Source organism: Pseudomonas sp. HD6515 (assembly GCF_024971855.1).
Classification (GTDB): Bacteria; Pseudomonadota; Gammaproteobacteria; order Pseudomonadales; family Pseudomonadaceae; genus Aquipseudomonas; species Aquipseudomonas alloputida.
Genome location: NZ_CP079827.1, coordinates 4,623,603 through 4,645,173, shown reverse-complemented (window position 1 = coordinate 4,645,173; position 21,571 = coordinate 4,623,603). Strand labels below are relative to the sequence as shown.

General features: G+C 62.7%; 20 protein-coding genes and 3 pseudogenes. 10 read left to right on the top strand and 13 right to left on the bottom strand.

From position 1 onward, the window contains the following. Positions 1 to 106 precede the first annotated feature (106 nt). Positions 107 to 991: a LysR family transcriptional regulator gene (locus tag KW568_RS21590; protein ID WP_100774652.1), complete on the top strand. Its 885-nt coding sequence runs from the start codon at positions 107 to 109 to the stop codon at positions 989 to 991. Positions 992 to 1,030: 39 nt separating this feature from the next. Here KW568_RS21590 and KW568_RS21585 read toward each other — a convergent pair whose 3' ends face one another. Further along, positions 1,031 to 1,780 (bottom strand): 3-oxoacyl-ACP reductase family protein, encoded by a 750-nt coding sequence (locus tag KW568_RS21585; protein WP_003252861.1) that lies wholly within the window; start codon positions 1,778 to 1,780, stop codon positions 1,031 to 1,033. 118 nt (positions 1,781 to 1,898) lie between these two features. Between KW568_RS21585 and KW568_RS21580 the strand changes: the two genes are divergently transcribed. Then, entirely contained in the window at positions 1,899 to 2,837 is a 939-nt protein-coding gene (locus KW568_RS21580) for a LysR family transcriptional regulator (RefSeq protein WP_019752255.1), read from the top strand. A 114-nt stretch (positions 2,838 to 2,951) separates the two neighbouring features. Here KW568_RS21580 and KW568_RS21575 read toward each other — a convergent pair whose 3' ends face one another. Both KW568_RS21575 and KW568_RS21570 read right to left on the bottom strand, forming a co-directional pair. Continuing rightward, positions 2,952 to 3,422 carry a GreA/GreB family elongation factor gene (locus KW568_RS21575; protein WP_003252864.1) on the bottom strand — a complete coding sequence of 157 codons (471 nt, stop codon included), beginning with the start codon at positions 3,420 to 3,422 and terminating at the stop codon, positions 2,952 to 2,954. 2 nt (positions 3,423 to 3,424) lie between these two features. Continuing rightward, positions 3,425 to 3,832: a hypothetical protein gene (locus KW568_RS21570; RefSeq protein WP_003252867.1), complete on the bottom strand. Its 408-nt coding sequence runs from the start codon at positions 3,830 to 3,832 to the stop codon at positions 3,425 to 3,427. A 130-nt stretch (positions 3,833 to 3,962) separates the two neighbouring features. Here KW568_RS21570 and earP point away from each other — a divergent pair, with 130 nt between their 5' ends. After that, complete coding sequence (gene earP / locus KW568_RS21565) at positions 3,963 to 5,096, top strand: elongation factor P maturation arginine rhamnosyltransferase EarP (RefSeq protein WP_259536737.1); 1,134 nt, start codon at positions 3,963 to 3,965, stop codon at positions 5,094 to 5,096. Positions 5,097 to 5,144: 48 nt separating this feature from the next. Beyond that, the gene (gene efp, locus KW568_RS21560; RefSeq protein WP_003252871.1) at positions 5,145 to 5,714 is read left to right on the top strand and encodes an elongation factor P; all 570 of its coding nucleotides are present in this window, start codon (positions 5,145 to 5,147) and stop codon (positions 5,712 to 5,714) included. A 234-nt stretch (positions 5,715 to 5,948) separates the two neighbouring features. On the opposite strand, the gene KW568_RS21555 is transcribed toward efp, so the two are convergent. From KW568_RS21555 to KW568_RS21545, 3 genes are all read right to left on the bottom strand, one after another. After that, entirely contained in the window at positions 5,949 to 6,377 is a 429-nt protein-coding gene (locus tag KW568_RS21555; protein ID WP_003252872.1) for an organic hydroperoxide resistance protein, read from the bottom strand. A 140-nt stretch (positions 6,378 to 6,517) separates the two neighbouring features. Continuing rightward, positions 6,518 to 6,973: a MarR family winged helix-turn-helix transcriptional regulator gene (locus tag KW568_RS21550; RefSeq protein WP_014861691.1), complete on the bottom strand. Its 456-nt coding sequence runs from the start codon at positions 6,971 to 6,973 to the stop codon at positions 6,518 to 6,520. 58 nt (positions 6,974 to 7,031) lie between these two features. Beyond that, positions 7,032 to 7,985, bottom strand: a complete 954-nt coding sequence (locus KW568_RS21545; protein ID WP_098089177.1) for a LysR family transcriptional regulator — start codon at positions 7,983 to 7,985, stop codon at positions 7,032 to 7,034. A gap of 113 nt (positions 7,986 to 8,098) precedes the next feature. Here KW568_RS21545 and KW568_RS21540 point away from each other — a divergent pair, with 113 nt between their 5' ends. Next, positions 8,099 to 8,848 (top strand): sulfite exporter TauE/SafE family protein, encoded by a 750-nt coding sequence (locus KW568_RS21540; RefSeq protein WP_003252877.1) that lies wholly within the window; start codon positions 8,099 to 8,101, stop codon positions 8,846 to 8,848. A gap of 28 nt (positions 8,849 to 8,876) precedes the next feature. Here KW568_RS21540 and KW568_RS21535 read toward each other — a convergent pair whose 3' ends face one another. After that, positions 8,877 to 9,728 (bottom strand): LysR substrate-binding domain-containing protein, encoded by an 852-nt coding sequence (locus KW568_RS21535; RefSeq protein ID WP_003252879.1) that lies wholly within the window; start codon positions 9,726 to 9,728, stop codon positions 8,877 to 8,879. Between the two features lie 96 nt (positions 9,729 to 9,824). On the opposite strand from KW568_RS21535, the gene KW568_RS21530 reads away from it, so the two are divergent. Continuing rightward, positions 9,825 to 10,043, top strand: a complete 219-nt coding sequence (locus KW568_RS21530) for a DUF1127 domain-containing protein (protein WP_003252881.1) — start codon at positions 9,825 to 9,827, stop codon at positions 10,041 to 10,043. Positions 10,044 to 10,834: 791 nt separating this feature from the next. Here KW568_RS21530 and KW568_RS31215 read toward each other — a convergent pair. The 3 genes and pseudogenes from KW568_RS31215 to KW568_RS21520 all read right to left on the bottom strand — a co-directional run. Next, positions 10,835 to 10,940 (bottom strand): annotated as a pseudogene (locus KW568_RS31215) (3-deoxy-7-phosphoheptulonate synthase); the annotation flags it as partial. Positions 10,941 to 11,708: 768 nt separating this feature from the next. Beyond that, positions 11,709 to 11,815, bottom strand: a pseudogene (locus KW568_RS21525) (3-deoxy-7-phosphoheptulonate synthase); the annotation flags it as partial. Positions 11,816 to 12,302: 487 nt separating this feature from the next. After that, positions 12,303 to 13,649, bottom strand: coding sequence for a class II 3-deoxy-7-phosphoheptulonate synthase (locus KW568_RS21520; protein WP_003247094.1), 1,347 nt, complete (start codon positions 13,647 to 13,649; stop codon positions 12,303 to 12,305). Positions 13,650 to 13,765: 116 nt separating this feature from the next. Here KW568_RS21520 and KW568_RS21515 point away from each other — a divergent pair, with 116 nt between their 5' ends. Both KW568_RS21515 and KW568_RS21510 read left to right on the top strand, forming a co-directional pair. Beyond that, positions 13,766 to 14,521: a spermidine synthase gene (locus tag KW568_RS21515; RefSeq protein ID WP_003247095.1), complete on the top strand. Its 756-nt coding sequence runs from the start codon at positions 13,766 to 13,768 to the stop codon at positions 14,519 to 14,521. Between the two features lie 317 nt (positions 14,522 to 14,838). Further along, positions 14,839 to 16,552, top strand: a pseudogene (locus KW568_RS21510) (DEAD/DEAH box helicase). 141 nt (positions 16,553 to 16,693) lie between these two features. Here KW568_RS21510 and KW568_RS21505 read toward each other — a convergent pair. After that, entirely contained in the window at positions 16,694 to 17,461 is a 768-nt protein-coding gene (locus KW568_RS21505; protein ID WP_064614035.1) for a class III extradiol ring-cleavage dioxygenase, read from the bottom strand. A gap of 101 nt (positions 17,462 to 17,562) precedes the next feature. Here KW568_RS21505 and KW568_RS21500 point away from each other — a divergent pair, with 101 nt between their 5' ends. Beyond that, positions 17,563 to 18,213 carry a thiopurine S-methyltransferase gene (locus KW568_RS21500; protein ID WP_004575938.1) on the top strand — a complete coding sequence of 217 codons (651 nt, stop codon included), beginning with the start codon at positions 17,563 to 17,565 and terminating at the stop codon, positions 18,211 to 18,213. 176 nt (positions 18,214 to 18,389) lie between these two features. Here the strand turns inward: KW568_RS21500 and htpX are convergent, their stop codons facing one another. Both htpX and KW568_RS21490 read right to left on the bottom strand, forming a co-directional pair. Beyond that, entirely contained in the window at positions 18,390 to 19,277 is an 888-nt protein-coding gene (gene htpX, locus KW568_RS21495) for a protease HtpX (protein WP_004575939.1), read from the bottom strand. A 508-nt stretch (positions 19,278 to 19,785) separates the two neighbouring features. Continuing rightward, complete coding sequence (locus KW568_RS21490) at positions 19,786 to 20,997, bottom strand: pyridoxal phosphate-dependent aminotransferase (protein WP_004575940.1); 1,212 nt, start codon at positions 20,995 to 20,997, stop codon at positions 19,786 to 19,788. A gap of 167 nt (positions 20,998 to 21,164) precedes the next feature. Between KW568_RS21490 and msrB the strand changes: the two genes are divergently transcribed. Further along, complete coding sequence (gene msrB / locus KW568_RS21485) at positions 21,165 to 21,560, top strand: peptide-methionine (R)-S-oxide reductase MsrB (protein WP_003247101.1); 396 nt, start codon at positions 21,165 to 21,167, stop codon at positions 21,558 to 21,560. Positions 21,561 to 21,571 lie beyond the last annotated feature (11 nt).

Genomic DNA, 21,571 nt, shown 5'->3' with positions numbered 1-21,571 from the left:
GCAATTCTCGTGGGGGCAGTGGTGTGTGGTGATGATTATCAGGAAGTGTCAGGCATGACACCAATGTATAGTTTTCAACCTATTCATCTTGAAAGCAGATAGATCGATGAACCTCAAGCAGCTCGAATATGCCCTTGCCGTGGCCGACACCGGCAGTTTTACCCGCGCGGCGGAGCGCTGCCATGTGGTGCAGTCGGCCCTTAGCCATCAAGTGGCGCGGCTGGAGGCGCAGCTGGGGGTGAGCCTGTTCGAGCGTAGTTCGCGACGGGTGCGCCTGACACCTGCGGGGGAGGCCTTTGTGCTCAGTGCACGGCCCGCGATGGAGGCGGCCCGGCGCATTGCCGATGACGTGGCAGCGGCCTGCGGCCAGGTGCGCGGGCGGCTGGCGATTGGTGAAATCAGCTCGCTCACCGCGCTGGACCTGGTCGACCTGTTGGCGGTGTTTCACGGTCGTTTCCCGGATGTGGATGTACGCTGGCTCACGGCCAAGAGCGAATTGCTGATTGCTGATGTGCTCGAGCGGCGCCTGGACGTGGGTTTTATCGGGCTGTGGCAGGGCGAGGTGGTGCAGGGGGTGCAGCATCGGTTGCTGGCCCGGGAAGAACTGGTGGCGGTGTTGCCGTTGGGGCATCGCCTGGCGGGCAGGGCACAGCTGGCGCTGGCTGACCTGGCAGGCGAAGTGTTGGTGGACTTCCCCGAAGGCACCGGGGCGCGACGCCAGACCGACGAGGCGTTTGAAGCAGTGGGGTTGCAGCGTCGGGTGCAGTTCGAGATCGGGCATGTTCGTCTGGTGGAGAAATTCGTGCAGCGGGGCATGGCCGTCGGCCTGGTACCCGAGCGGGTGGCTCAAGGCATCGAAGGGGTGGCAGTGGCGCGGTTGGTGGATGCCCCGGTGCGGCACTTGTATGCGGTGTGGTCGTCCAGCCCCACACCGGCTGCCCGGGCTTTTCTGGACGTGATGGAACAGTGCCTGGGGGCACAGAAAGGCTAAGCCTGTGCCGGCGTTGTCGCGGCACAGGCAACCATTCAATCAGGCTGCAAACCCACCATCCACAGTCAGGCTGGCCCCGGTGATGTACCCGGCTTCAGGCCCGGCCAGGTATGCCACAAAGCTGGCAATCTCCTCCGGCTCGCCATACCGCCCAATGGCCATCAGCGGAATCAGGCTCTCGGCAAACTCGCCACTGGCCGGGTTCATGTCGGTGTCCACTGGGCCGGGCTGCACATTGTTCACGGTAATGCCCTGCGGCCCGAGGTCGCGTGCCATGCCGCGGGTCAGGCCAACCAGTGCCGACTTGCTCATGGCGTACGGTGCGCCACCGGCAAACGGCATGCGTTCAGCGTTGGTGCTGCCAATGTTGATGATACGACCCCCCTGGCCCATATAGCGTGCGGCGGCCTGGCTGGCGACGAACACGCTGCGTACGTTCACGGCCAGCATGCGATCGAAGTCGGCCAGGTCGAACTCTGTCACCGGGGCCACTGCCAGCACGCCGGCGTTGTTGACCAGGATATCCAGCCGGCCCAAGGCTTTTACGGTGTCATCCACCGCCAGTTGCACGGCTGCGGCATCAGCGCTGTCAGCCCGCAGGGCCAAGGCTTTGCCGCCGTTTTCGGTAATTTCTCGAGCCAGCTCCTCAGCCGGGCCGGCAGAGCTGACATAGGTGAAGGCCACTTGCGCGCCTTCGCGGGCCAGGCGCCGCACGATGGCTGCACCAATGCCTCGGGAACCGCCCTGAACCAGGGCCACTTTGCCTTCGAGTGTAAGTTGCTTGGACATGCTGTTCTCCTGCTGGAAGCCAGGCCGAAATGCCTTGGATGGGCACAGTATCGGCGCTCGATTGCCTACTGATAAGATGGTAATCACTATCAGCAGAGTAAACCTTTGGTTGCTAATCATGGCCATGGAATCATTCAGCGCGTTGGAATGCTTCATCCGCAGTGCCGAGGTCGGCAGTTTTGCCGAAGCCGCTAGGCGCCTGAGCCTAACCCCGGCTGCCGTGGGCAAGCACGTTGCGCAGCTGGAAGCGCGCCTGGGTGTGCGGTTGTTCCAGCGTAGTACCCGCAAGCTGACCTTGACCGAAGCGGGGCAGCGTTTTCTTGGCGAGGTCAGTGACAGCTTTCGCACCATTCAGTACGCCGTGGCCAACCTGGCCAGTGCAGAAGGCCAGCCGGCTGGGTCGTTACGGGTGAGCATGGGCACCGTGTTCGGGCGTTTGTACGTGCTGCCGTTGCTGGGGGAATTCTTGCGCCGTTACCCGGCGATTACCCCGGATTGGCATTTCGACAACCGCCAGGTCGACCTGATCGGCCAGGGTTTCGATGCAGCGATTGGTGGTGGTTTCGAACTGCCGCCGGGGGTGGTGGCGCGCAAGCTGACCCCCGCGCACCGGGTGTTGGTGGCGGCGCCGGCCTATCTGCAGCGGCACGCGCCGATAGAAGACCCGCAGGCGCTGCAACGCCATGACGGCATCCTGGTGCGGTCACCGCAGACCGGGCGGGTGCGCTCGTGGCCGTTGACCAGCCGTTGGCAGGCGCAGCAGCCGCTGCAACTGCGTCAGGCGATGACCATGAGCGATTCGGACGCGGCGTGCGCGGTGGCCGAGCAGGCGCTGGGCATTGCCCTGGTGAGCCTGCCGTTTGCCGTGCCCTATTTGCTGGCCGGGCGCCTGCTGCGGGTGTTGCCGGACTGGTATGTGGACGATGGGCATATCAGCCTGTATTTCGCCGAGCACAAGCTGTTGCCGGGCAAGACCCGGGCGTTCATCGATTTTGTAGTGCAGCAGTTTGCCGAACAGGGGCTGGCGGGGCGGTTCGATGCCTTGCAGGCCCTTTAGAGAATTATTGCCTGTGCCGGCCCTTTTGCGGGCCCGCCCGCGCCCACAGGGATATCACAGCCCTGAAGGCAGTGGGATCCTTGTGGGCGCGGGCGGGCCCGCGAAGAGGCCGGTTCAGACAACATCGACAATGAACGATACCTGTGCGCCCAGGTTCACCTCGTCATCCACGCGCTTGCCCAGCAGTTGCTGCCCCAGCGGCGATCGTGGGGTAATCACCGTCACCAGTCCGTCACCCTCGCCAATCTTCAACCCCGCTGCCTCAGGCCCGAGAAACAGCCGGCGTTGCGCGCCATCTTCATTTTCCAGGGTCACCAGGTTGCTTACCTGCACACCGCGCGCTGGGTCGTAATCACGCAGCAGCAACTGCTGGTAGATCACCAGCGCCTGGCGGATCTCGGCACTGCGGCGGGCCTGGCCGGTGGCCAGGTACGAGGCCTCCAGGCCCAGCGTGTCATACTTGTTCTCGGCAATGTTCTCTTCGGCGGTGGCGGCCTCGTAGGCGGTTTGCGCCGCGCGGGTCAGCACGTCCAGGTCATGCGCGAGGGTGGCGACAATCAGCGCCAGCAGGTGGGGCTTGTCCATGGTCAGTAACAGAACTCCAGCACGTTGGCCTGGCTTTTTTCGGTGGGCGCGGTACGGTTTTGCTGCAGCCAGAACTGGCACTTGGGGCTGTTGAGGTTGCGCGGGTTGCCTTGGGCGGCATCGGCGGCCTGTTGCAGCGCCTGTTTGTGCAGGATGTCCTTGTAGCGTTCGAACATCTCGGCCTGGGCATCCTGGGCATCCTGGGCAGTGGCCGGTGCAGGCGTTGCAACGGGGCGGTCTGCATGCGGGGCTACCACCTGGGCCAGAGGTTGCACCTGCTGTGGCCACAACTGCTGGGCCAGCCACAGGCTCGCGGCAATGGCCATGGCGCCCAGCCACAGGCCCAAGGCAACGCACATGATCAACGGCAACGGCTTGAGGGTGATCTTCAATTCACGGTGGCGCGGCATGGCAGCCTCCTGGCAGCGTGGTAGGGGGGGCATTGTCGCATGCGCTTGGGCATTTTTCTGCGCAGGTGCTTTTGTCTGCGCCAATTTATGCGCAGAATTCGCTGTTTTTGCACCCGCACGGGAGGGGCGCATGAAAGCCACCTGGGACATCTTCTGCAGCGTCGTCGACAACTACGGCGATATTGGCGTGACCTGGCGCCTGGCCCGGCAGTTGGTGGCCGAGCACGGCCTGGCGGTGCGCCTGTGGGTGGATGACCTCAACGCTTTCACGCCCATGTGCCCTGGCGCCGATGCCACGGCGGCCCAACAGTGGCAACACGGCGTGGATGTGCGCCACTGGCCGGCAGCGTGGTTGCCGGTGGCGCCGGCCGATGTGGTGATCGGCGCGTTCGCCTGCCAGTTGCCCGCGGCGTATGTCGAGGCCATGCGCGCCCTTCCGCAGCCGCCGCTCTGGCTCAACCTCGAGTACCTGAGTGCCGAGGACTGGGTGGAGGGTTGCCATGGTTTGCCTTCGCCGCAGCCCAACGGTTTGCGCAAGGTATTTTTCTTCCCGGGCTTTACCGACAAAACGGGTGGTTTGCTGCGCGAGGGTTCGCTGCTGGCCCGGCGTGACGCGTTCCAGCAGTCGGCGGAGGCGCGCCGTGCCTTTTTGCTGGGGCTTGGTGTAGACCTTGTGCCGGATGCGCTGCTGATCTCGCTGTTTGCCTATGAAAACCCGCAGCTGGGCAACTGGCTTGATGCCCTGGCTACAGCTGACCAGGCCTGCCACCTGTTGGTCCCGCAAGGGCGCATCGTCGCGGGGCTCAGCCAGTGGTTGGGCGAGGGGCCGCTGCACGTGGGTGATGTGCGCACCCGTGGGGCGCTGACCGTTCAGGTGCTGCCTTTCGTCAGCCAGGATGACTTCGACCGGCTGTTATGGAGCTGCGATTTCAATGCCGTGCGTGGCGAAGACTCGTTCGTGCGTGCGCAGTGGGCGGGGCAGCCGATGCTGTGGCACATCTATGTGCAGGACGAGAATGCCCATTGGGAAAAACTCGAAGCGTTCCTCGCGCATTATCGCTGCGGCCTGTCAGACGATGCCGATGCAGCCCTACTGGGCCTGTGGCGTGCCTGGAACATGAATATCGACATGGGCCAGGCCTGGCGGGCGGCCCGCCAGCATTGGCCGGAACTGCAGCAGCATGCCCGCCTTTGGGGGGCGCGACAGGCCGCTCAGCCGGACCTTGCCGAAGCGCTAGTACACTTTTACCGAAATTCGCTATGATACGCGGCCTCGATTTTTATAAATCCATCCAGATTCGGATACTTCGTAATGAAAACTGGTAAAGAACTGAAACCCGGTACCGTACTGCGGATCGACAATGACCCGTGGCTGGTTCAAAAAGCTGAGTTCACCAAGTCGGGCCGTAACAGCGCGATCATGAAGACCAAGCTGAAGAACCTGCTGACCGGCTACAAGACCGAAACCGTATACGGTGCGGACGACAAGCTGGACGACGTGATCCTGGATCGCAAAGAAGCGACCCTGTCGTTCATCAATGGTGACGAGTACACCTTCATGGACACCACCGACTACACCATGTACGAGCTGAACGCCGAGGACATCGAAGCCGTTCTGCCGTACATCGAAGAAGGCATGGAAGACGTCTGCGAAGCCGTGTTCTTCGAAGGCCGTCTGGTGTCGGTTGAGCTGCCGACCACCATCAGCCGTAAAGTTGTCTACACCGAGAACGCTGCTCGCGGTGACACCTCCGGCAAAGTCATGAAGCCTGCCAAGCTGGCGAACGGTACCGAGATCTCGGTTGCCGACTTCATCCAGATCGACGAGTGGATCGACATCGACACTCGCGACAACAGCTTCAAAGGCCGTTCCAAGAAGTAATGCTTCTTGCGAGACGCAAAAAACCCGGCGCAAGCCGGGTTTTTTTATGCCTGTGTTTTTCCAATCCTCAGCGCGTGCTTGTGCTCGCGCTTTTGTGGGGGCGGCCTTGCGTCGCGATAGGGCCGCAAGGCGGCCCCGGCAATTTCTGCCTACATGCCGAACGCCTGGGGCCGCTTCGCGCCCCGTTCGCGACGCAAGGCCGCTCCCACAGGGGATCGCGCCAGCCTTTGCGCCTTAGACGGTTACGTGCAGGCGCACATCCACATTACCGCGGGTGGCATTGGAATACGGGCAAACCTGATGCGCCTTTTCCACCAGCCCTTCGGCATCGGCCTGTGCCAGGCCCGGCAGGTTGATGAGCAGGTCGATGTCCAGGCCGAAACCGCCCGGGATCTGGCCGATGCCCACTTTGGCGGTGATCGAGGCATCTGCCGGCAGGGCTTTCTTCTCTTGCCCGGCCACGAACTTCAAGGCGCCGATGAAGCAGGCCGAGTAACCGGCGGCGAACATCTGCTCGGGGTTGGTGCCGTCACCGCCCGCACCGCCCAGCTCTTTGGGGGTGCTGAGCTTGACTTCCAGCTTGCCGTCGCTGGAGCGGGATTTGCCGTCGCGCCCACCGGTGGAGGTTGCTTCTGCGATGTACAGCGGAGTGACCTTTTGCATCTTGAGCCTCGCTAATGTGCTGTGCGCTCCCGTTTGCAGGAGGGCGGGGGTTGGTGTGGGATTTAAATTAGCGCGCAATTAGTTAGTGCGCAAGATAAATCATCGCCGTTCATCGGAACGGCCATTCCACAGCATAGCGCTCAGAGGTTTTTCTGCAGGTTTTCGCGCAGGTTCAGCAGGTCGGCTTGCAGTTGCTGCAACTGCTCAAGGCTCCGCCCGCTGGCCTTGAGAATGCATTGCGGCACCTGTTTGGCCTGCTGTTGCAGGGCGCGGCCTTTGTCGGTCAGCTGTACCATCACTACCCGTTCATCTTCGCGGCTGCGGTTGCGCTGCAACAGGCCTTCGCTTTCCAGGCGCTTGAGCAGCGGGGTCAGCGAGCCTGGGTCGGTCAGCAGGTGCTGGCTGATTTCGCCCACGGTCAGGCCGTCACGCTCCCAGAGCACGAGCATGGCAAGGTATTGCGGGTAGGTCAGGCCCAGCGCCTGCAGCAGCGGCTTGTAGACCTTGGTCATCAGCAACGAGGTGGAGTGCAGGGCGAAACAGACCTGGTTGTCCAGCAGCAGCTCGTCACAGGAGGCTTGGGTGTCGGCGTTCATGCAGGTCCTTGAAAGTCATCAATGGAAAATTCTGGCACGCTGATCATCAGTGCGCGAATTAATCGCGCAGTTCACTGCGCAAGGCCAGGTCCCAGGGTGGAATCGGGCTGAAGCGGCTCTTGAGGAATTCGAGCAGCAAACGGCTGCGAGAGTTCGTTTCATGTGCCAGGCGTAGCGCGTAAATGCCGCTGGTCTCGGCTTCAGGCATGCCGCCGTCGCAAAACAACGGGATCAGCTCGCCGCGCAGCAGGTATTCACTGATCAGCCAGGTGGGCAGGTGGGCTATCCCCAGGCCGGCGAGGGCGCCGAACAGCAGGGTTTCGGCATTGTTGGCGGCCATGCGCATGCGCGCGGGGCGGTACAGGCGGGTTTGCCCGGCCACACTGAAGCGCCAGGCGAACGGCGGCGCCAGGCCATCCCAGTCCAGCCCGTCATGCCCGGGCAGTTCGCTGGGGCAGGTGGGGATGCCGCGGCTGGCCAGGTAGGCGGGGCTGGCGCAGGCAATGCGCACCATGTAGGCGAGCGGCGTGGCGACCAGACGGGTGTCGGCCAAGGGGCCGGCGCGCAGCACCAGGTCGACCTCGCCCAGGTGGCTGCCCTGCAGGTCGACGAAGCTGTCGATCAACCGCAGTTGCACGTCCAGGCCCGGGTAGGCCACCAGGAAGTCGGCAATGGCCGGGGCCAGGTGGCGGCGGCCAAACGCGGCAGGGGCGTCGATGCGGATCAGGCCTTCCGGGGCATTGCTCAGTGACACCGCTTCAGCCCGGGCCAGGCGCAACTCCTCGATGATGCGCCTGGCCCGCTCGGCAAAGGCGTTGCCTGCAGGCGTGGCCCGCACCGCGTGGGTGCTGCGGGTGAACAGGCGGCTGCCGACGGCGCTTTCCAGGTTGTCGATGCGCCGTGCTACCGCAGACGGGGTCAGCGGGTGGCGACGGGCGGCGGCAGAAAAGCTGCCGGTTTCCAGCACATCGAGGAACAGGCTCAATTGGTCGGTCAGGGTATCGGGGCTCATGGCTGCCTTGCTTTTGCGAAGAACGCACAGCCATTGTGCGCTGCTGTGCGTTTCCCCGCCAGCGCACACTCGTTAGCATGCTCGCATTATTGGTACAGGCGGACGAGGCCCTGATGATCGAGTGGTTGTTGTATATCGTGCTGGGCGCTGCCCTGGGCACCATGGGGGGCTTGTTTGGCATCGGCGGCGGGCTGATTGCGATTCCGGCGTTGGGCGTGCTGTTTGGCCTGGACCAGCAGTTGGCGCAGGGGACCGCGTTGGTGATGGTGGTGCCCAATGTGCTGCTGGCGCTGTGGCGGTATCACCAGCGCAACCGCATCGCGTTGCGCCATGCACTGCCGCTGTCGGCGTGCAGCTTCCTGTTCGCCTGGTTGGGGTCGATCTGGGCGGTGGGGCTTGATGCGCACTCCATGCGCCTGGGTTTTGTCGGCTTTCTGGTGGCACTGGCGGTGTGGAACGTGGTGCGGATGTTCATGAAGGTGTCGCCGCCGAGTGCCGAGCTGCGTCATGCCTGGCCGTGGCTGGGTGTGCTGGGCAGCTTTGCCGGCACCATGGGCGGCTTGTTCGGGGTGGGTGGGGCCGTGGTGGCCACGCCGATCCTGACCAGTGTGTTCGGCGCTACTCAGGTGGTGGCGCAGGGGCTGTCACTGGCGCTGGCGGCGCCGAGTACCTTGGTCACGCTGGTGACCTATGGCGTGCACCATAGTGTTGACTGGGGGGTGGGGATTCCCTTGGCGGTGGGGGGCTTGCTCAGCATCAGCTGGGGCGTGAAGCTGGCCCACGCGTTGCCGGAGAAGGTATTGCGGGCGATGTTCTGTGTGTTCCTGGTGGTCTGTGCGGTGATGCTGGGGTTTGAGCTTTGAGAGGTTGGGGCCGTTTTTCGGCCCCCGATCACTTGAAACCCTCAACGATGTAGTCGGCCATGCAGTCGGTGATTGGCGAGGGGGTCTGCGTACTGCGCACCAGCATTACATTGGCCATGGGCAACTGTGGCAGCCCTTCGCTCTCACCCAGAATGCGGATGTTGCCCCCGATCAGGCTCTGCAGCTGCGCGGTCACTGCCAGCCCGGCGGTGACGATGGCAAAGATCGCCGCCAGGCTTGGGCTGGTGTAGGCAATACGGTAATCGATGCCCTGTGCCTCCAGCGCATTGCAGGTCCAGGCGCGACAGAAGCAGTCGGTGTTGAACAGCGCCACCGGCATCGGCCGCTGTTCGTGCGGGCAAAAGCCTTCTGCCGCGGCCCACACCAGGCGTTCCTGGCGTAGCAACTGGCCAATCTCGTTGCCGGGCTCGCGGGTGACGATGGTCAGGTCCAGGTCCTGGCGCAGCATCAACTGCTTGGACGAATCGCAATGCACTTCCACCTGCACCAGCGGGTAGGCTTGGGCAAAGCTCGACAAGATGGTCGGCAGGAAGCGCATGGCGTAGTCGTCTGGTGTGCCGATGCGCACCAGCCCAACCATGTGTGGCATGCGCAGGGTGTTGAACACCTCGCCATGCAACTTGAGAATGCGTCGGGCATACCCCAGCAGTACCTGGCCTTCGGCGGTCAGCCGCACCTGACGGCCATCACGTTCGAATAGCTGGCGCTGCAGAATGTCTTCTTCCAGGCGTTTCATCTGCATGCTGACCGCTGACTGGGTGCGGTTGACCACTTCGCCTGCGCGGGTAAAGCCGCCTTGCTCGGCAATGGCGACGAAGGTGCGCAGGACATCCGCGTCGAGGCTCTGGTACTGGGACATTGCATCAATCTCCGAGATGCATTGCATCAGAAACATTCGTTGGATTGATCTTATGCCTGGCGTGAGACTGAGGCCATCAACACGGAGGGCTTCACGATGAAAGGTCATGTCAGCAGCATCCAGCAACCTGCCTTTTCCCTGAGCTACCTGTGGCATGCGGCCTTGCAGCGTCCGGCGCGCTGGCTGCAGTTGTACCGTCAGCGTCAGGAGCTGGCCAGCCTCAGTGATGCAACCTTGCGCGACCTGGGGTTGAGTCGGGCGGATATCCAGCAAGAGGCCGAGCGGCATTTCTGGGATGATCCATTGAGGAAGTGATGCCATGCGTGGCAGTCGCTTCTGCTCCAGCTCCAGCTCCAGCTCCAGCTTTTGCTTTTGCTTTTGCTTTTGCTCTTGCTCTTGCTTTGGCTTTTGCTTCTAAGCGCGCGGTAGTTCAGGCGACGCAGATTGCGACTTCAGGAGGCCGAGCGCAGGGCTTGCGGAGGGAGGTGACGGGCATGGATGCCCGTCAAGCGCTGGGCCCCAGGATGGGGCCTGCAGCGCGGTCCTCCCGGGAGCAAGCCCGGAGCGAGGGGACCCCGGAGCGTAGCGTAGGGGCCGGATGATGGGAGCCGACGGTTTTGGTTACTTTGGCCACGACCAAAGTAACCCGCCGGAAGGGCGGAAAGGTGAACAGGCGCCTACATCGTGAATGAATGTCTACTTGATGTGAAAGCGCACAACCCAAAGGCCCAAAAGCTCAAAAGCTCAAAAGCTCAAAAACTCAAAAGCTTAAGCGCTGGTTCTGATCGGGCGTACAGTCCGTTTGCGATGGCGACGCCGACTCACCTTTCCGCCCTTACGGCGGGTCCCTTTTTGTCGTGGCAAAAAGGGACCAAAAACCGTCGGCTCCCATCATCCGGCCCCTACGCTGCGCTCCGGGGTCCCCTCGCTCCGGCCTTGCTCCCGGGAGCACGCGCTGCAGGCCCCATCCATGGGGCCTCAGCGCTTGACGGGCATCCATGCCCGTCATCTCCCTTCGCAATGCCTCCACTCGGCCTCCTGAAGTCGCAATCTGCGTCGCCTGGACTACCGCGCGCTTAGAAGCAAGATCAAAAGCGAGAAGCGAATTCGGTGATCGGCCGGCACCGCCGATGCATTCGGTGAGGTTCTGCCCAGTCATCTGGATAAGGATACGCCGGCATGGCTGCCCTCGGCCTGGTGTACCTGGAAGAACGCCGTTGCTCTTGCTCTTGCTTTGGCTTTTGCTTCTAAGCGCGCGGTAGTTCAGGCGATGCAGATTGCGACTTCAGGAGGCCGAGCGCAGGGCTTGCGGAGGGAGGTGACGGGCATGGATGCCCGTCAAGCGCTGGGCCCCAGGATGGGGCCTGCAGCGCGGTCCTCCCGGGAGCTAGCCCGGAGCGAGGGGACCCCGGAGCGTAGCGTAGGGGCCGGATGATGGGAACCGACGGTTTTGGTTACTTTGGCCACGACCAAAGTAACCCGCCGGAAGGGCGGAAAGGTGAATAGGCGCCTACATCGTGAATGAATGTCTACTTGATGTGAAAGCGCACAACCCAAAGTTCCAAAAGCTCAAAAGCTCAAAAGCTCAAAAGCTCAAAAGCTCAAAAGCTCAAAAGCTCAAAAGCTCAAAAGCTCAAAAGCTTAAGCGCTGGTTCTGATCGGGCGTACAGTCCGTTTGCGATGGCGACGCCGACTCACCTTTCCGCCCTTACGGCGGGTCCCTTTTTGTCGTGGCAAAAAGGGACCAAAAACCGTCGGCTCCCATCATCCGGCCCCTACGCTGCGCTCCGGGGTCCCCTCGCTCCGGCCTTGCTCCCGGGAGCACGCGCTGCAGGCCCCATCCATGGGGCCTCAGCGCTTGACGGGCATCCATGCCCGTCATCTCCCTCCGCAATGCCTCCACTCGGCCTCCTGAAGTCGCAATCTGCGTCGCCTGAACTACCGCGCGCCTTAGAAGCAAGATCAAAAGCGAGAAGCGAATTCGGTGATCGGCCGGCCCCGCCGATGCATTCGGTGAGGTTCTGCCCGGTCATCTGGATAAGGATATCGCCGGCATGGCTGCCCTCGGCCTGGTGTACCTGGAAGAACGCCGTTGCTCTTGCTCTTGCTTTGGCTTTTGCTTCTAAGCGCGCGGTAGTTCAGGCGATGCAGATTGCGACTTCAGGAGGCCGAGCGCAGGGCTTGCGGAGGGAGGTGACGGGCATGGATGCCCGTCAAGCGCTGGGCCCCAGGATGGGGCCTGCAGCGCGGTCCTCCCGGGAGCTAGCCCGGAGCGAGGGGACCCCGGAGCGTAGCGTAGGGGCCGGATGATGGGAGCCGACGGTTTTGGTTACTTTGGCCATGACCAAAGTAACCCGCCGGAAGGGCGGAAAGGTGAATAGGCGCCTACATCGTGAATGAATGTCTACTTGATGTGAAAGCGCACAACCCAAAGGCCCAAAAGCCCAAAAGCTTAAGCGCTGGTTCTGATCGGGCGTACAGTCCATTTGCGATGGCCGCAAGGCCTCCTGAAGTCGCAATCTGCGTTGCCTGAACTACCGCGCACTTAGAAGCAAGATCAAAAGCGAAAAGCGCTCAGCGCCGTACCTGCTTGAGGGTTTCGGCAATCAGGAATGCCAACTCCAGCGACTGATCAGCATTCATCCGCGGATCACAATGGGTGTGATACCGGTCAGACAACGCATCCTCGGTGATCGGCCGGGCACCGCCGATGCATTCGGTGACGTTTTGCCCAGTCATCTCGATATGGATACCGCCAGCATGGCTGCCCTCGGCCTGGTGCACCTGGAAGAACTGCTTCACCTCATCCAGAATCTGCGCAAAATCGCGGGTCTTGTAACCGCTGCTGGCCTTGATGGTGTTGCCGTGCATCGGATCGGAACTCCACAGCACCTTGCGCCCCTCGCGCTCGACAGTGCGGATCAGCCCCGGCAAGTGGTCGCCAACCTTGCCCGCGCCCATGCGCACGATCAGGTTCAAACGCCCCGGGTCGTTCGCCGGGTTGAGCGTGTCGATCAGGCGGATCAGCTCTTCGGGGTTCATGCTCGGGCCAACCTTGACCCCAATCGGGTTGTGCACGCCACGCAGGAACTCCACATGGGCCCCATCGAGCTGGCGGGTGCGGTCGCCGATCCACAGCATGTGCGCCGAGCAGTCGTAGTAGTCGCCGGTCAGGCTGTCCTGGCGCACGAAGGCTTCTTCATAGTTCAGCAGCAGCGCTTCGTGAGCCGTGAAGAAGCTGGTTTCGCGCAGTTGCGGCGCACTGTCCAGGCCACAGGCACGCATGAACGCCAGGGTTTCATCGATGCGATTGGCCAACTGGTGGTACTTGTCGGCCAGCGCCGAGTTGGCGATAAAGTCCAGGTTCCACTTGTGCACCTGGTGCAGATCGGCAAACCCGCCCTGGGCGAACGCGCGCAGCAAGTTGAGGCTGGCGGTGGCCTGGTGGTAGGCCTGCAGCAGGCGTTCCGGGTCCGGAATGCGGCTTTTGGCGTCGAAACCGATGCCGTTGACGATGTCGCCACGGTAGGCGGGGAGGGTGATGTCGCCAATGGTTTCATCGCCAGATGAGCGCGGTTTGGCGAACTGCCCGGCCATACGCCCCACTTTCACCACCGGGCAGCCGGCCGCAAAGGTCATGACAATGGCCATTTGCAGCAACACCTTGAAGGTGTCGCGGATTTTTGCAGCCGAGAACTCGGCGAAGCTCTCGGCGCAATCGCCGCCCTGAAGCAGAAAGGCACGGCCTTCGGTGACCTCGGCGAACTGCCGGCGCAGCTCGCGCGCCTCACCCGCGAACACCAGCGGCGGGTAGCTGGCCAGGGTCTGTTCAACCTTCAGCAGGTGCGCGGCATCGGGGTAGGTCGGTTGCTGCTGGATCGGCAGGGCACGCCAGCTGTCGGGGCTCCACGGTTGGTTCATCTTGGGCTCGGTCTTGTCGGTTGTAGGCTATGGGCCATGGTAACAGTTGGCGCTGCGCTTGTTGCATCAAGGGTGTTGGCGGACAATGCGCGTTTTTGCGCAGGCGGGTGGTGGACATGACGGCGGAACGGCAAGAGCGGCTGCTGGCACGGGTGGAAGATGCGTTTGGCGTCATCAGCGTGTACGAAGTAGACGACTACCGCTTTCTGGAATTCGGCGATGCGATCGAGCAAAGCTGTGTGTTCACCGCCGACCCCAGCTGGCTGGAGTACGACTACACCCGCGCCATGCTGGTGGGGGCGCTGTGCCACGAACTGCCTGAGAGTGCACTGTTTCTGGGCCTGGGCGCCGGCACGCTGACCCAGGCCTGCATGAAGTTCCTGCCGCTGGAAGACATCGAGGCCATCGAGCTGCGCCCGGATGTGCCGCGCCTGGCCATGGATTACCTGGGCCTGGACGACGACCCGCGGCTGTATGTGCGCATCGGCGATGCCCTGGAGCTGCTGCCCACGGCAGAGAAGGCCGACCTGCTGTTCGTTGACTTGTACACCGACCATGGTCCTGGGGTCGGGCACCTGGCGTGGAACTTTCTGGAGAACTGCCAGCAGCACCTGAACCCGGGCGGCTGGCTGGTGATCAACCAGTGGGCCACCGATGATGGCAGGCCGCTGGGCGCGGCGTTGTTGCGCGGGTTGTACCACCGGCATTACTGGGAACTGCCTGTGAAGGAGGGCAATGTGATTTTGCTGGTGCCGGCAGACCTGGAGCAGTCGCTGGACCTGGACGGTTTGAGAGCCCGGGCCGAGGCGCTGGCGCCGCGTTTAGGGTACAGCCTCGAGGGGCTGATCCGCGAGATTCGGCCGGCGACGTGAGTGGCTGACGCGCGCCGACACCGAGCGCGCCAGGCTTCAGGGGATTATCGATTCAGCCTGTCGTGCTTGATGGCCCGATACTGGACCTGCCTCCATGAAAATATTCCTCACGTACGCGACTATTTCAGGTATAGTACGCGCCGGTCTTTTAGCGGACCTCAAAATCAGGTGGTGCAAATCCTCCGAGTCCAGCTTCGGCTGCGCGTCCGCTAGGCGGACCTTCCCAAGTTTTCTTTTTCAATCGTTTTCGCAAATCCCCGCCGCCAAAGCTGCCTGGGTGACCTGACGGTCTTTCAAGGCATGTGCAGCTTTGGAGCATGGGTCTTTGCGGATGCACCTAGAGGCAGACCCATGACCCAGGAAACCGGCGGCTTCGCCGCTCTCGATCTTAACCCGAACATTGTTGCTGCCGTTGTGGCTACCGGCTACGAAGAGCCGTCCGCCATTCAGCAACAATCGATCCCGATCATCCTCGCCGGTCACGACATGATCGGCCAGGCGCAGACTGGCACCGGCAAAACCGCTGCCTTCGCCCTGCCGATCCTGAACAAGATCGATGTGAGCAAGCGCGAACCGCAAGCCCTGATCCTGGCGCCAACCCGTGAGTTGGCGCTGCAAGTTGCTACCGCTTTCGAAACCTACGCCAAGCAGATGCCGGGCGTGAACGTTGTCGCCGTCTACGGTGGTGCCCCGATGGGCCCACAGCTGCGTGCGATCCGCAACGGCGCGCAAATCGTCGTGGCCACCCCGGGCCGTCTGTGCGACCACCTGCGTCGTGACGAAAAAGTCTTGTCGACCGTACAGTACCTGGTACTGGACGAAGCCGACGAGATGCTGAAGCTGGGCTTCATGGACGACCTCGAAGTGATCTTCGACGCAATCCCGGCTACCCGTCAGACCGTACTATTCTCCGCTACCCTGCCGTCGTCGATCCGTTCGATCGCCGAGCGTCACCTGCGTGAACCCAAGCACGTCAAGATCCAGACCAAGACCCAGACCGTTACCGCGATCGAGCAGGCCCACCTGATGGTCCACGCGGACCAGAAGATCCCGGCTGTGCTGCGTCTGCTGGAAGTGGAAGAGTTCGACGCGCTGATCGCCTTCGTGCGTACCAAGCAAGCCACCCTGGACCTGGCCGCCGCGCTGGAAGCCAAAGGCTACAAGGCTGCTGCACTGAACGGCGATATCGCCCAGAACCAGCGTGAGCGCGTGATCGACTCGCTCAAGGATGGCCGCCTGGACATCGTCGTCGCCACCGACGTCGCTGCCCGTGGCCTGGACGTACCGCGCATCACTCACGTGTTCAACGTTGACATGCCGTACGACCCGGAATCCTACGTACACCGTATCGGCCGTACTGGCCGTGCCGGTCGCGATGGCCGTGCACTGTTGCTGGTTACCCCGCGTGAGCGCCGCATGCTGCAGGTGATCGAGCGTGTTACCGGGCAGAAGGTTGCCGAAGCGCGCCTGCCGAATGCCCAGGCCGTGCTGGATGCCCGCATCAAGAAGCTGACCTCGAGCCTGGCGCCGCTGGTAGCCGAAGCAGAAGCCACCCACGGCGAGCTGTTCGACCGCCTGACCACCGACCTGGGTTGCAGCGCGCGTGCCCTGGCTTCGGCCCTGCTGCGCAAGGCCACCAATGGCCAGGCGCTGGACCTGGCGGCGGTAGAGCGCGAGCAGCCACTGGTGCCGAGCTTCGCCCCGCGTGGTGAGCGTACCGAGCGCGGTGAGCGTGGCGAGCGTCCTGACCGTGGTGATCGTGAGCGCCGTGCACCGCTGCCGTTGGCCGAAGGCCGCGTGCGTTGCCGTACCGCCCTGGGTGCCCGTGATGGCATCGCTGCCAAGAACCTGCTGGGGGCGATCCTCAACGAAGGTGGCCTGGCGCGTGACGCTATCGGCCGCATCCAGGTGCGCGACAGCTTCAGCCTGGTCGAGCTGCCGGAAGACGGCCTCGAGAAGCTGCTGTCCAAGCTCAAGGACACCCGCGTGGCTGGCAAGCAGCTGAAGCTGCGTCGCTACCGCGAGGATTGATCCTGGCGTAACGAAAAAATCCCCGGCTTAGGTCGGGGATTTTTTTTGCCTGTACCGGCCCTTTCGCGGGCAAGCCCGCTCCTACAGGTACCCCACAGATTTCAGTACCTGTAGGAGCGGGCTTGCCCGCGAAGAGGCCCTTCAGTCGAACCGATAGATGTCCATCCCCAGCGCGCCCAGGGTAAACCCCTGATGCACCACGCCGAACTTGCTCCCGGCCCCGAGGGCAAAGAACAGCGGCAGCAAATGCTCATCACTGGGATGGTTGCGCACCGCAAACGGCGCCTGCTGCCGGTAATCCAGCAACGCCGCCTGGTCATCCTCCTGCAGCCGGTCTACCACCCAATCCCTGAACGCCAGCGCCCATGGCTCGATCACATCCGGCCCTGCATGCCAGTCCAGCTCACCCAGGTTGTGGGTAATGCTGCCTGACCCTATCAGCAGTACATCCTCGGTACGCAACCCCGCCAGTGCCTGGCCCACTTTTAGCTGCAGCGCCGGCCCCATGTGGCTGGGCAGTGAAACCTGCACCACGGGAATGCTCGCATCCGGGTACATCAGCGACAGTGGCACCCAGGCGCCATGGTCGAATGGGCGTTGCATGTCCAGGTGCGCGGGTAACCCCGCAGCCTTCAACCGCTCACTGACCTGGCCAGCAAGCCCGGGCTCGCCCGGCGCCGGGTACTGCACCGCATACAGGGCCGGTGGGAAACCGTAGAAGTCATGCCAGGTTTCGGGCTGTGCGCTGCCGGTGACCAGCAGCTCGCGGCTTTCCCAGTGTGCCGACACCACCACGATCGCTTTCGGCCGGGGCAGGGCGTTGGCCAACCCGGACAGTGCCGGCCCGCTGGCGCCGGGTTGCAGGGCAAGCATGGGGGAACCATGGGAAATGAACAGGCTGGGCAGCATGGCGGGGTCCTGAAGGTTAAGATGCAACCATCATCGATTAACTACAGATCGAAATCCAAACCAAGTTTTACCGACAAATCATCTAAAAATCGGGAGTAATCATGGAACCAGCGTTCTGGCAGCAGCGGTGGGCCGATAACCAGATCGGCTTTCACCAGGCGCAGGTGAACCCCTATCTGCAGACGTATTGGCCACAGCTGCAGTTGGCGCCCGGCAGCCGCGTGCTGGTGCCGTTGTGTGGCAAGAGCCTGGACCTGGCCTGGCTGGCCGGTCAGGGCCATCGTGTATTGGGTGTGGAGCTGTCGCGGCGGGCGGTGGAGGATTTTTTCCGTGAGCACGGGCTTGAGGCCGAGGTGCGGCAGCAGGGCGCATTCGAGGTTTGGCGCAGTGGAGATGTGCAGCTGTGGTGTGGCGACTTCTTTGCCTTGCGGGCAGAGGATGTGGCTGACTGCGTGGGGCTGTATGACCGGGCGGCGGTGATTGCGCTGCCGGTGCAGATGCGTGCGCGGTATATGCAGCTGTTGTCGGGGTTGCTGCCGACAAGCTGCCGGGGGTTGGTGGTGACGCTGGAGTATGACCAGTCATTGTTGGCCGGGCCGCCGTTTTCGGTCAGGGATGAAGAGCTGAGGCAGGGGTTTGCGGGGTGGCAGGTGGAGCAGTTGGAGGCTGTTGAGGTGATTGAGGAGAGCCCGAAGTTTGTGCAGGCCGGGGCGTCGAGTTTGTTGGAGCGGGTGTACCGGCTCAGCCGGTAAGCAGGTAGGGCAGGCTGACCCGGCCCATGTGGGAGCGGGCGTGCCCGCGAACCAGGCGGCGCGTTAGATGGCACCGGCTTTGCCGGTGTTCGCAGGCGCGCCCGCTCCCACAGAAGCTGCGTAAGGCCGGGAATAAAAAAGGGCGACCGAAGTCGCCCTTTTTTTTCTCAGGTGGATCAGCCGCGGCGGCGCAGGGCCTCAATGCGTTCTTCCAGCGGCGGGTGGCTCATCAGCAACCCTGCCAGGCCGTGCTTGAGGCCGCCATTGATGCCGAAAGCCTTCATGGTGTCAGGCATGTGCACTGGCAGGCCTTGTTCCACGCGCAGGCGCTGCAGGGCGCCGATCATTGCCGCAGTACCGGCCAGTTGCGCACCGGCTTCGTCTGCGCGGAATTCGCGGCGGCGCGAGAACCACATCACGATCATGCTGGCCAGGATGCCAAGGATCAGCTCGGCAACGATGGTTGCTACATAGTAGGCAATGCCTTGGCCCTCTTCGTTCTTGAAGATCACCTTGTCGACAAAGTTGCCGATGATGCGGGCAAAGAACATCACGAAGGTGTTCACCACGCCCTGCACCAGCGCCAGGGTGACCATGTCGCCGTTGGCAACGTGGCCAATTTCGTGGGCCAGTACCGCACGCACTTCATCGGGCGAGAAGCGCTCCAGCAGGCCCTGGGACACCGCGACCAGCGCGTCGTTGCGGTTCCAGCCGGTGGCGAAGGCGTTGGCCTCGTAAGCCGGGAAGATACCCACTTCAGGCATTTTGATGCCCGCTTCGCGGGACAGCTCTTCGACCGTTTGCAGCAGCCACTGCTCGTGGCGGGTGCGCGGCTGGCTGATGATCTGGGTGCCGGTGGTCATCTTCGCCATCCACTTGGAGATGAACAGCGAGACGAGGGAGCCGGCAAAGCCGAACACGGCGCAGAACACCAGCAGGCTGCTGAGGTTCAGGTCGACCCCGTTGGCGGCCATGAACCCGTTGAAACCGAACAGGCTCAGGGTAATGCTTGCAACCAGCACCACCGCGAGGTTGGTGGCTACAAACAACAGAATGCGCATCATGGTTGTTACGTTCTCCTGACGGATGAGTTGTCGCTTACTGCGGGGTATATAAGGGGCCTGCCGCGCCGATTCAATCGGGGGACTATTTCAAACTGTGTACGGCGGAGTATGGCAGAGGATGGCGTGGGGGCTGTGGGATAGAGCGTTGCAGGATGTAAGAAACATTCGGCTTGGGGTTGCGTCAAGGCCGCTGGGTGTTTGCCGCAAGGGGTGTGGCGCCTGTGAGATCGAGCGCCGCCCGCGCGGCGCTTCGCGGGTAAACCCGCTCCTACGTTTGTTTCGGGCCAGTCCATCCTGTGCCAGGCGCGCGCGATCGCCTTGTTTGTACGACGCGATATCGAGCCATGCGCCAGGGCGTTCGCGCGCAAATCCCACAGGCATAATTGGCCCGAAACAAACGTAGGAGCGGGTTTACCCGCGAAGCGCCGCGCGGGCGGCGCTCGATCTGCGCCCCACCACCAATCCCGCGTCGAACCTCTCGTGGCCCCCGGCGCCCCCCCGTCGAACCCTACTGCGAATAACCCTTCAGGAAATTGCCGATCCGGCCAATGGCTGCTTCCAGGTCATCCACCCGCGGCAAGGTCACCACGCGGAAGTGGTCCGGCCACGGCCAGTTGAACGCCGTTCCTTGTACGATCAGCAGCTTCTCCGACAGCAACAGGTCAAGGGCGAACTTCTCGTCGTTGAGGATCGGGCAAACCTTCGGGTCGATCCGCGGGAACGCATACAGCGCGCCCATCGGCTTCACGCAGCTGACGCCGGGGATGTCGTTGAGCAGTTCGTAGGTGCGGTTGCGCTGCTCCAGCAGGCGCCCCGGTGGCAGCACCAGGTCGTTGATGCTCTGGTAGCCGCCCAGCGCGGTCTGGATGGCATGCTGGGCCGGCACGTTGGCGCACAGGCGCATGTTGGCCAGCATGTCGATGCCTTCGATGTAGCTGAGTGCGTGGTGCTTGGGCCCGGAAATGATCAGCCAGCCAGAGCGGAAGCCCGCCACTCGGTACGACTTGGACAAGCCGTTGAAGGTCAGGCACAGCAGGTCCGGGGCCAGCGAGGCGGTGCTGATGTGCACGGCTTCGTCGTACAGGATCTTGTCGTAGATCTCGTCGGAGAACACCACCAGGTTGTGCTGGCGGGCCAGCTCCAGCATGCCCAGCAGCAGCTCTTTGGAGTAGACGGCGCCGGTCGGGTTGTTCGGGTTGATGATCACCAGCGCCTTGGTGTTCGGGGTGATCTTGGCCTTGATGTCCTCAAGGTCAGGGAACCAGTCGGCCTGCTCGTCGCACAGGTAGTGCACCGGCTTGCCGCCGGCCAGGCTCACGGCGGCAGTCCACAGCGGGTAGTCGGGGGCCGGGATCAGCACTTCGTCGCCGTTGTTGAGCAGCGCCTGCATCGACATGACGATCAGCTCGGACACACCATTACCCAGGTAGATGTCCTCGATGGTGACGCCTTCGATTTCTTTCTGCTGGCAGTACTGCATCACCGCCTTGCGGGCACTGAACAGGCCTTTGGAGTCGCTGTAGCCCTGTGCGGTGGGCAGGTTGCGGATCACATCCTGAAGGATTTCATCAGGCGCCTCGAAGCCAAACGGCGCCGGGTTGCCGATGTTCAGCTTGAGGATGCGGTGGCCTTCCTCCTCCAGGCGTTTGGCGTGCTTGAGCACTGGGCCGCGAATGTCGTAGCAGACATTGGCGAGCTTGTTCGATTTGCTGAACTGCATGATGGGATCCCGATTGAGAAAACGCGCTACGCCCCGCCGAAAGGTTTGAAAGGGCAGGAAGCGGGTGCCAGACTGAACGCCTGGCACACGAAGCCAACTAATATACGTGCCACCCGCGCCCCGGAAAAGACGGTGTGGGGTGAAATTCAGCCTGCCGAGGTTTCTACATGAAAAAGATCGAAAAAACCCTGGACGAATGGCGGTCGATGCTCGACCCCGAGCAGTACCAGGTCTGCCGCCTCAAGGGCACCGAACGGCCATTCAGCGGCAAGTACAACAGCGAGCGCCGCGATGGCATCTACCATTGCATTTGCTGCGGCCTGGCGCTGTTCGATGCGCAGACCAAGTTCGACGCTGGCTGTGGTTGGCCAAGTTTCTACGCCCCGATCGAGGACAGCGCGATGATCGAGATTCGCGACACCTCCCACGGCATGATCCGCACCGAGGTCACCTGCGCCCGTTGCGATGCGCACCTGGGGCATGTGTTCCCTGACGGCCCGCCACCGACCGGCCTGCGCTACTGCATCAACTCGGTGTGCATCGACCTTCGTCCGCGCGACTGACCGGAGCCCGA

Bases quoted from the DNA above. Each gene is read 5' to 3' on its own strand.
- KW568_RS21590 (WP_100774652.1), top strand. From the start codon at position 107: ATGAACCTCAAGCAGCTCGAATATGCCCTTGCCGTGGCCGACACCGGC.
- KW568_RS21585 (WP_003252861.1), bottom strand. From the start codon at position 1,780: ATGTCCAAGCAACTTACACTCGAAGGCAAAGTGGCCCTGGTTCAGGGC.
- KW568_RS21580 (WP_019752255.1), top strand. From the start codon at position 1,899: ATGGCCATGGAATCATTCAGCGCGTTGGAATGCTTCATCCGCAGTGCC.
- KW568_RS21575 (WP_003252864.1), bottom strand. From the start codon at position 3,422: ATGGACAAGCCCCACCTGCTGGCGCTGATTGTCGCCACCCTCGCGCAT.
- KW568_RS21570 (WP_003252867.1), bottom strand. From the start codon at position 3,832: ATGCCGCGCCACCGTGAATTGAAGATCACCCTCAAGCCGTTGCCGTTG.
- earP (WP_259536737.1), top strand. From the start codon at position 3,963: ATGAAAGCCACCTGGGACATCTTCTGCAGCGTCGTCGACAACTACGGC.
- efp (WP_003252871.1), top strand. From the start codon at position 5,145: ATGAAAACTGGTAAAGAACTGAAACCCGGTACCGTACTGCGGATCGAC.
- KW568_RS21555 (WP_003252872.1), bottom strand. From the start codon at position 6,377: ATGCAAAAGGTCACTCCGCTGTACATCGCAGAAGCAACCTCCACCGGT.
- KW568_RS21550 (WP_014861691.1), bottom strand. From the start codon at position 6,973: ATGAACGCCGACACCCAAGCCTCCTGTGACGAGCTGCTGCTGGACAAC.
- KW568_RS21545 (WP_098089177.1), bottom strand. From the start codon at position 7,985: ATGAGCCCCGATACCCTGACCGACCAATTGAGCCTGTTCCTCGATGTG.
- KW568_RS21540 (WP_003252877.1), top strand. From the start codon at position 8,099: ATGATCGAGTGGTTGTTGTATATCGTGCTGGGCGCTGCCCTGGGCACC.
- KW568_RS21535 (WP_003252879.1), bottom strand. From the start codon at position 9,728: ATGTCCCAGTACCAGAGCCTCGACGCGGATGTCCTGCGCACCTTCGTC.
- KW568_RS21530 (WP_003252881.1), top strand. From the start codon at position 9,825: ATGAAAGGTCATGTCAGCAGCATCCAGCAACCTGCCTTTTCCCTGAGC.
- KW568_RS21520 (WP_003247094.1), bottom strand. From the start codon at position 13,649: ATGAACCAACCGTGGAGCCCCGACAGCTGGCGTGCCCTGCCGATCCAG.
- KW568_RS21515 (WP_003247095.1), top strand. From the start codon at position 13,766: ATGACGGCGGAACGGCAAGAGCGGCTGCTGGCACGGGTGGAAGATGCG.
- KW568_RS21505 (WP_064614035.1), bottom strand. From the start codon at position 17,461: ATGCTGCCCAGCCTGTTCATTTCCCATGGTTCCCCCATGCTTGCCCTG.
- KW568_RS21500 (WP_004575938.1), top strand. From the start codon at position 17,563: ATGGAACCAGCGTTCTGGCAGCAGCGGTGGGCCGATAACCAGATCGGC.
- htpX (WP_004575939.1), bottom strand. From the start codon at position 19,277: ATGATGCGCATTCTGTTGTTTGTAGCCACCAACCTCGCGGTGGTGCTG.
- KW568_RS21490 (WP_004575940.1), bottom strand. From the start codon at position 20,997: ATGCAGTTCAGCAAATCGAACAAGCTCGCCAATGTCTGCTACGACATT.
- msrB (WP_003247101.1), top strand. From the start codon at position 21,165: ATGAAAAAGATCGAAAAAACCCTGGACGAATGGCGGTCGATGCTCGAC.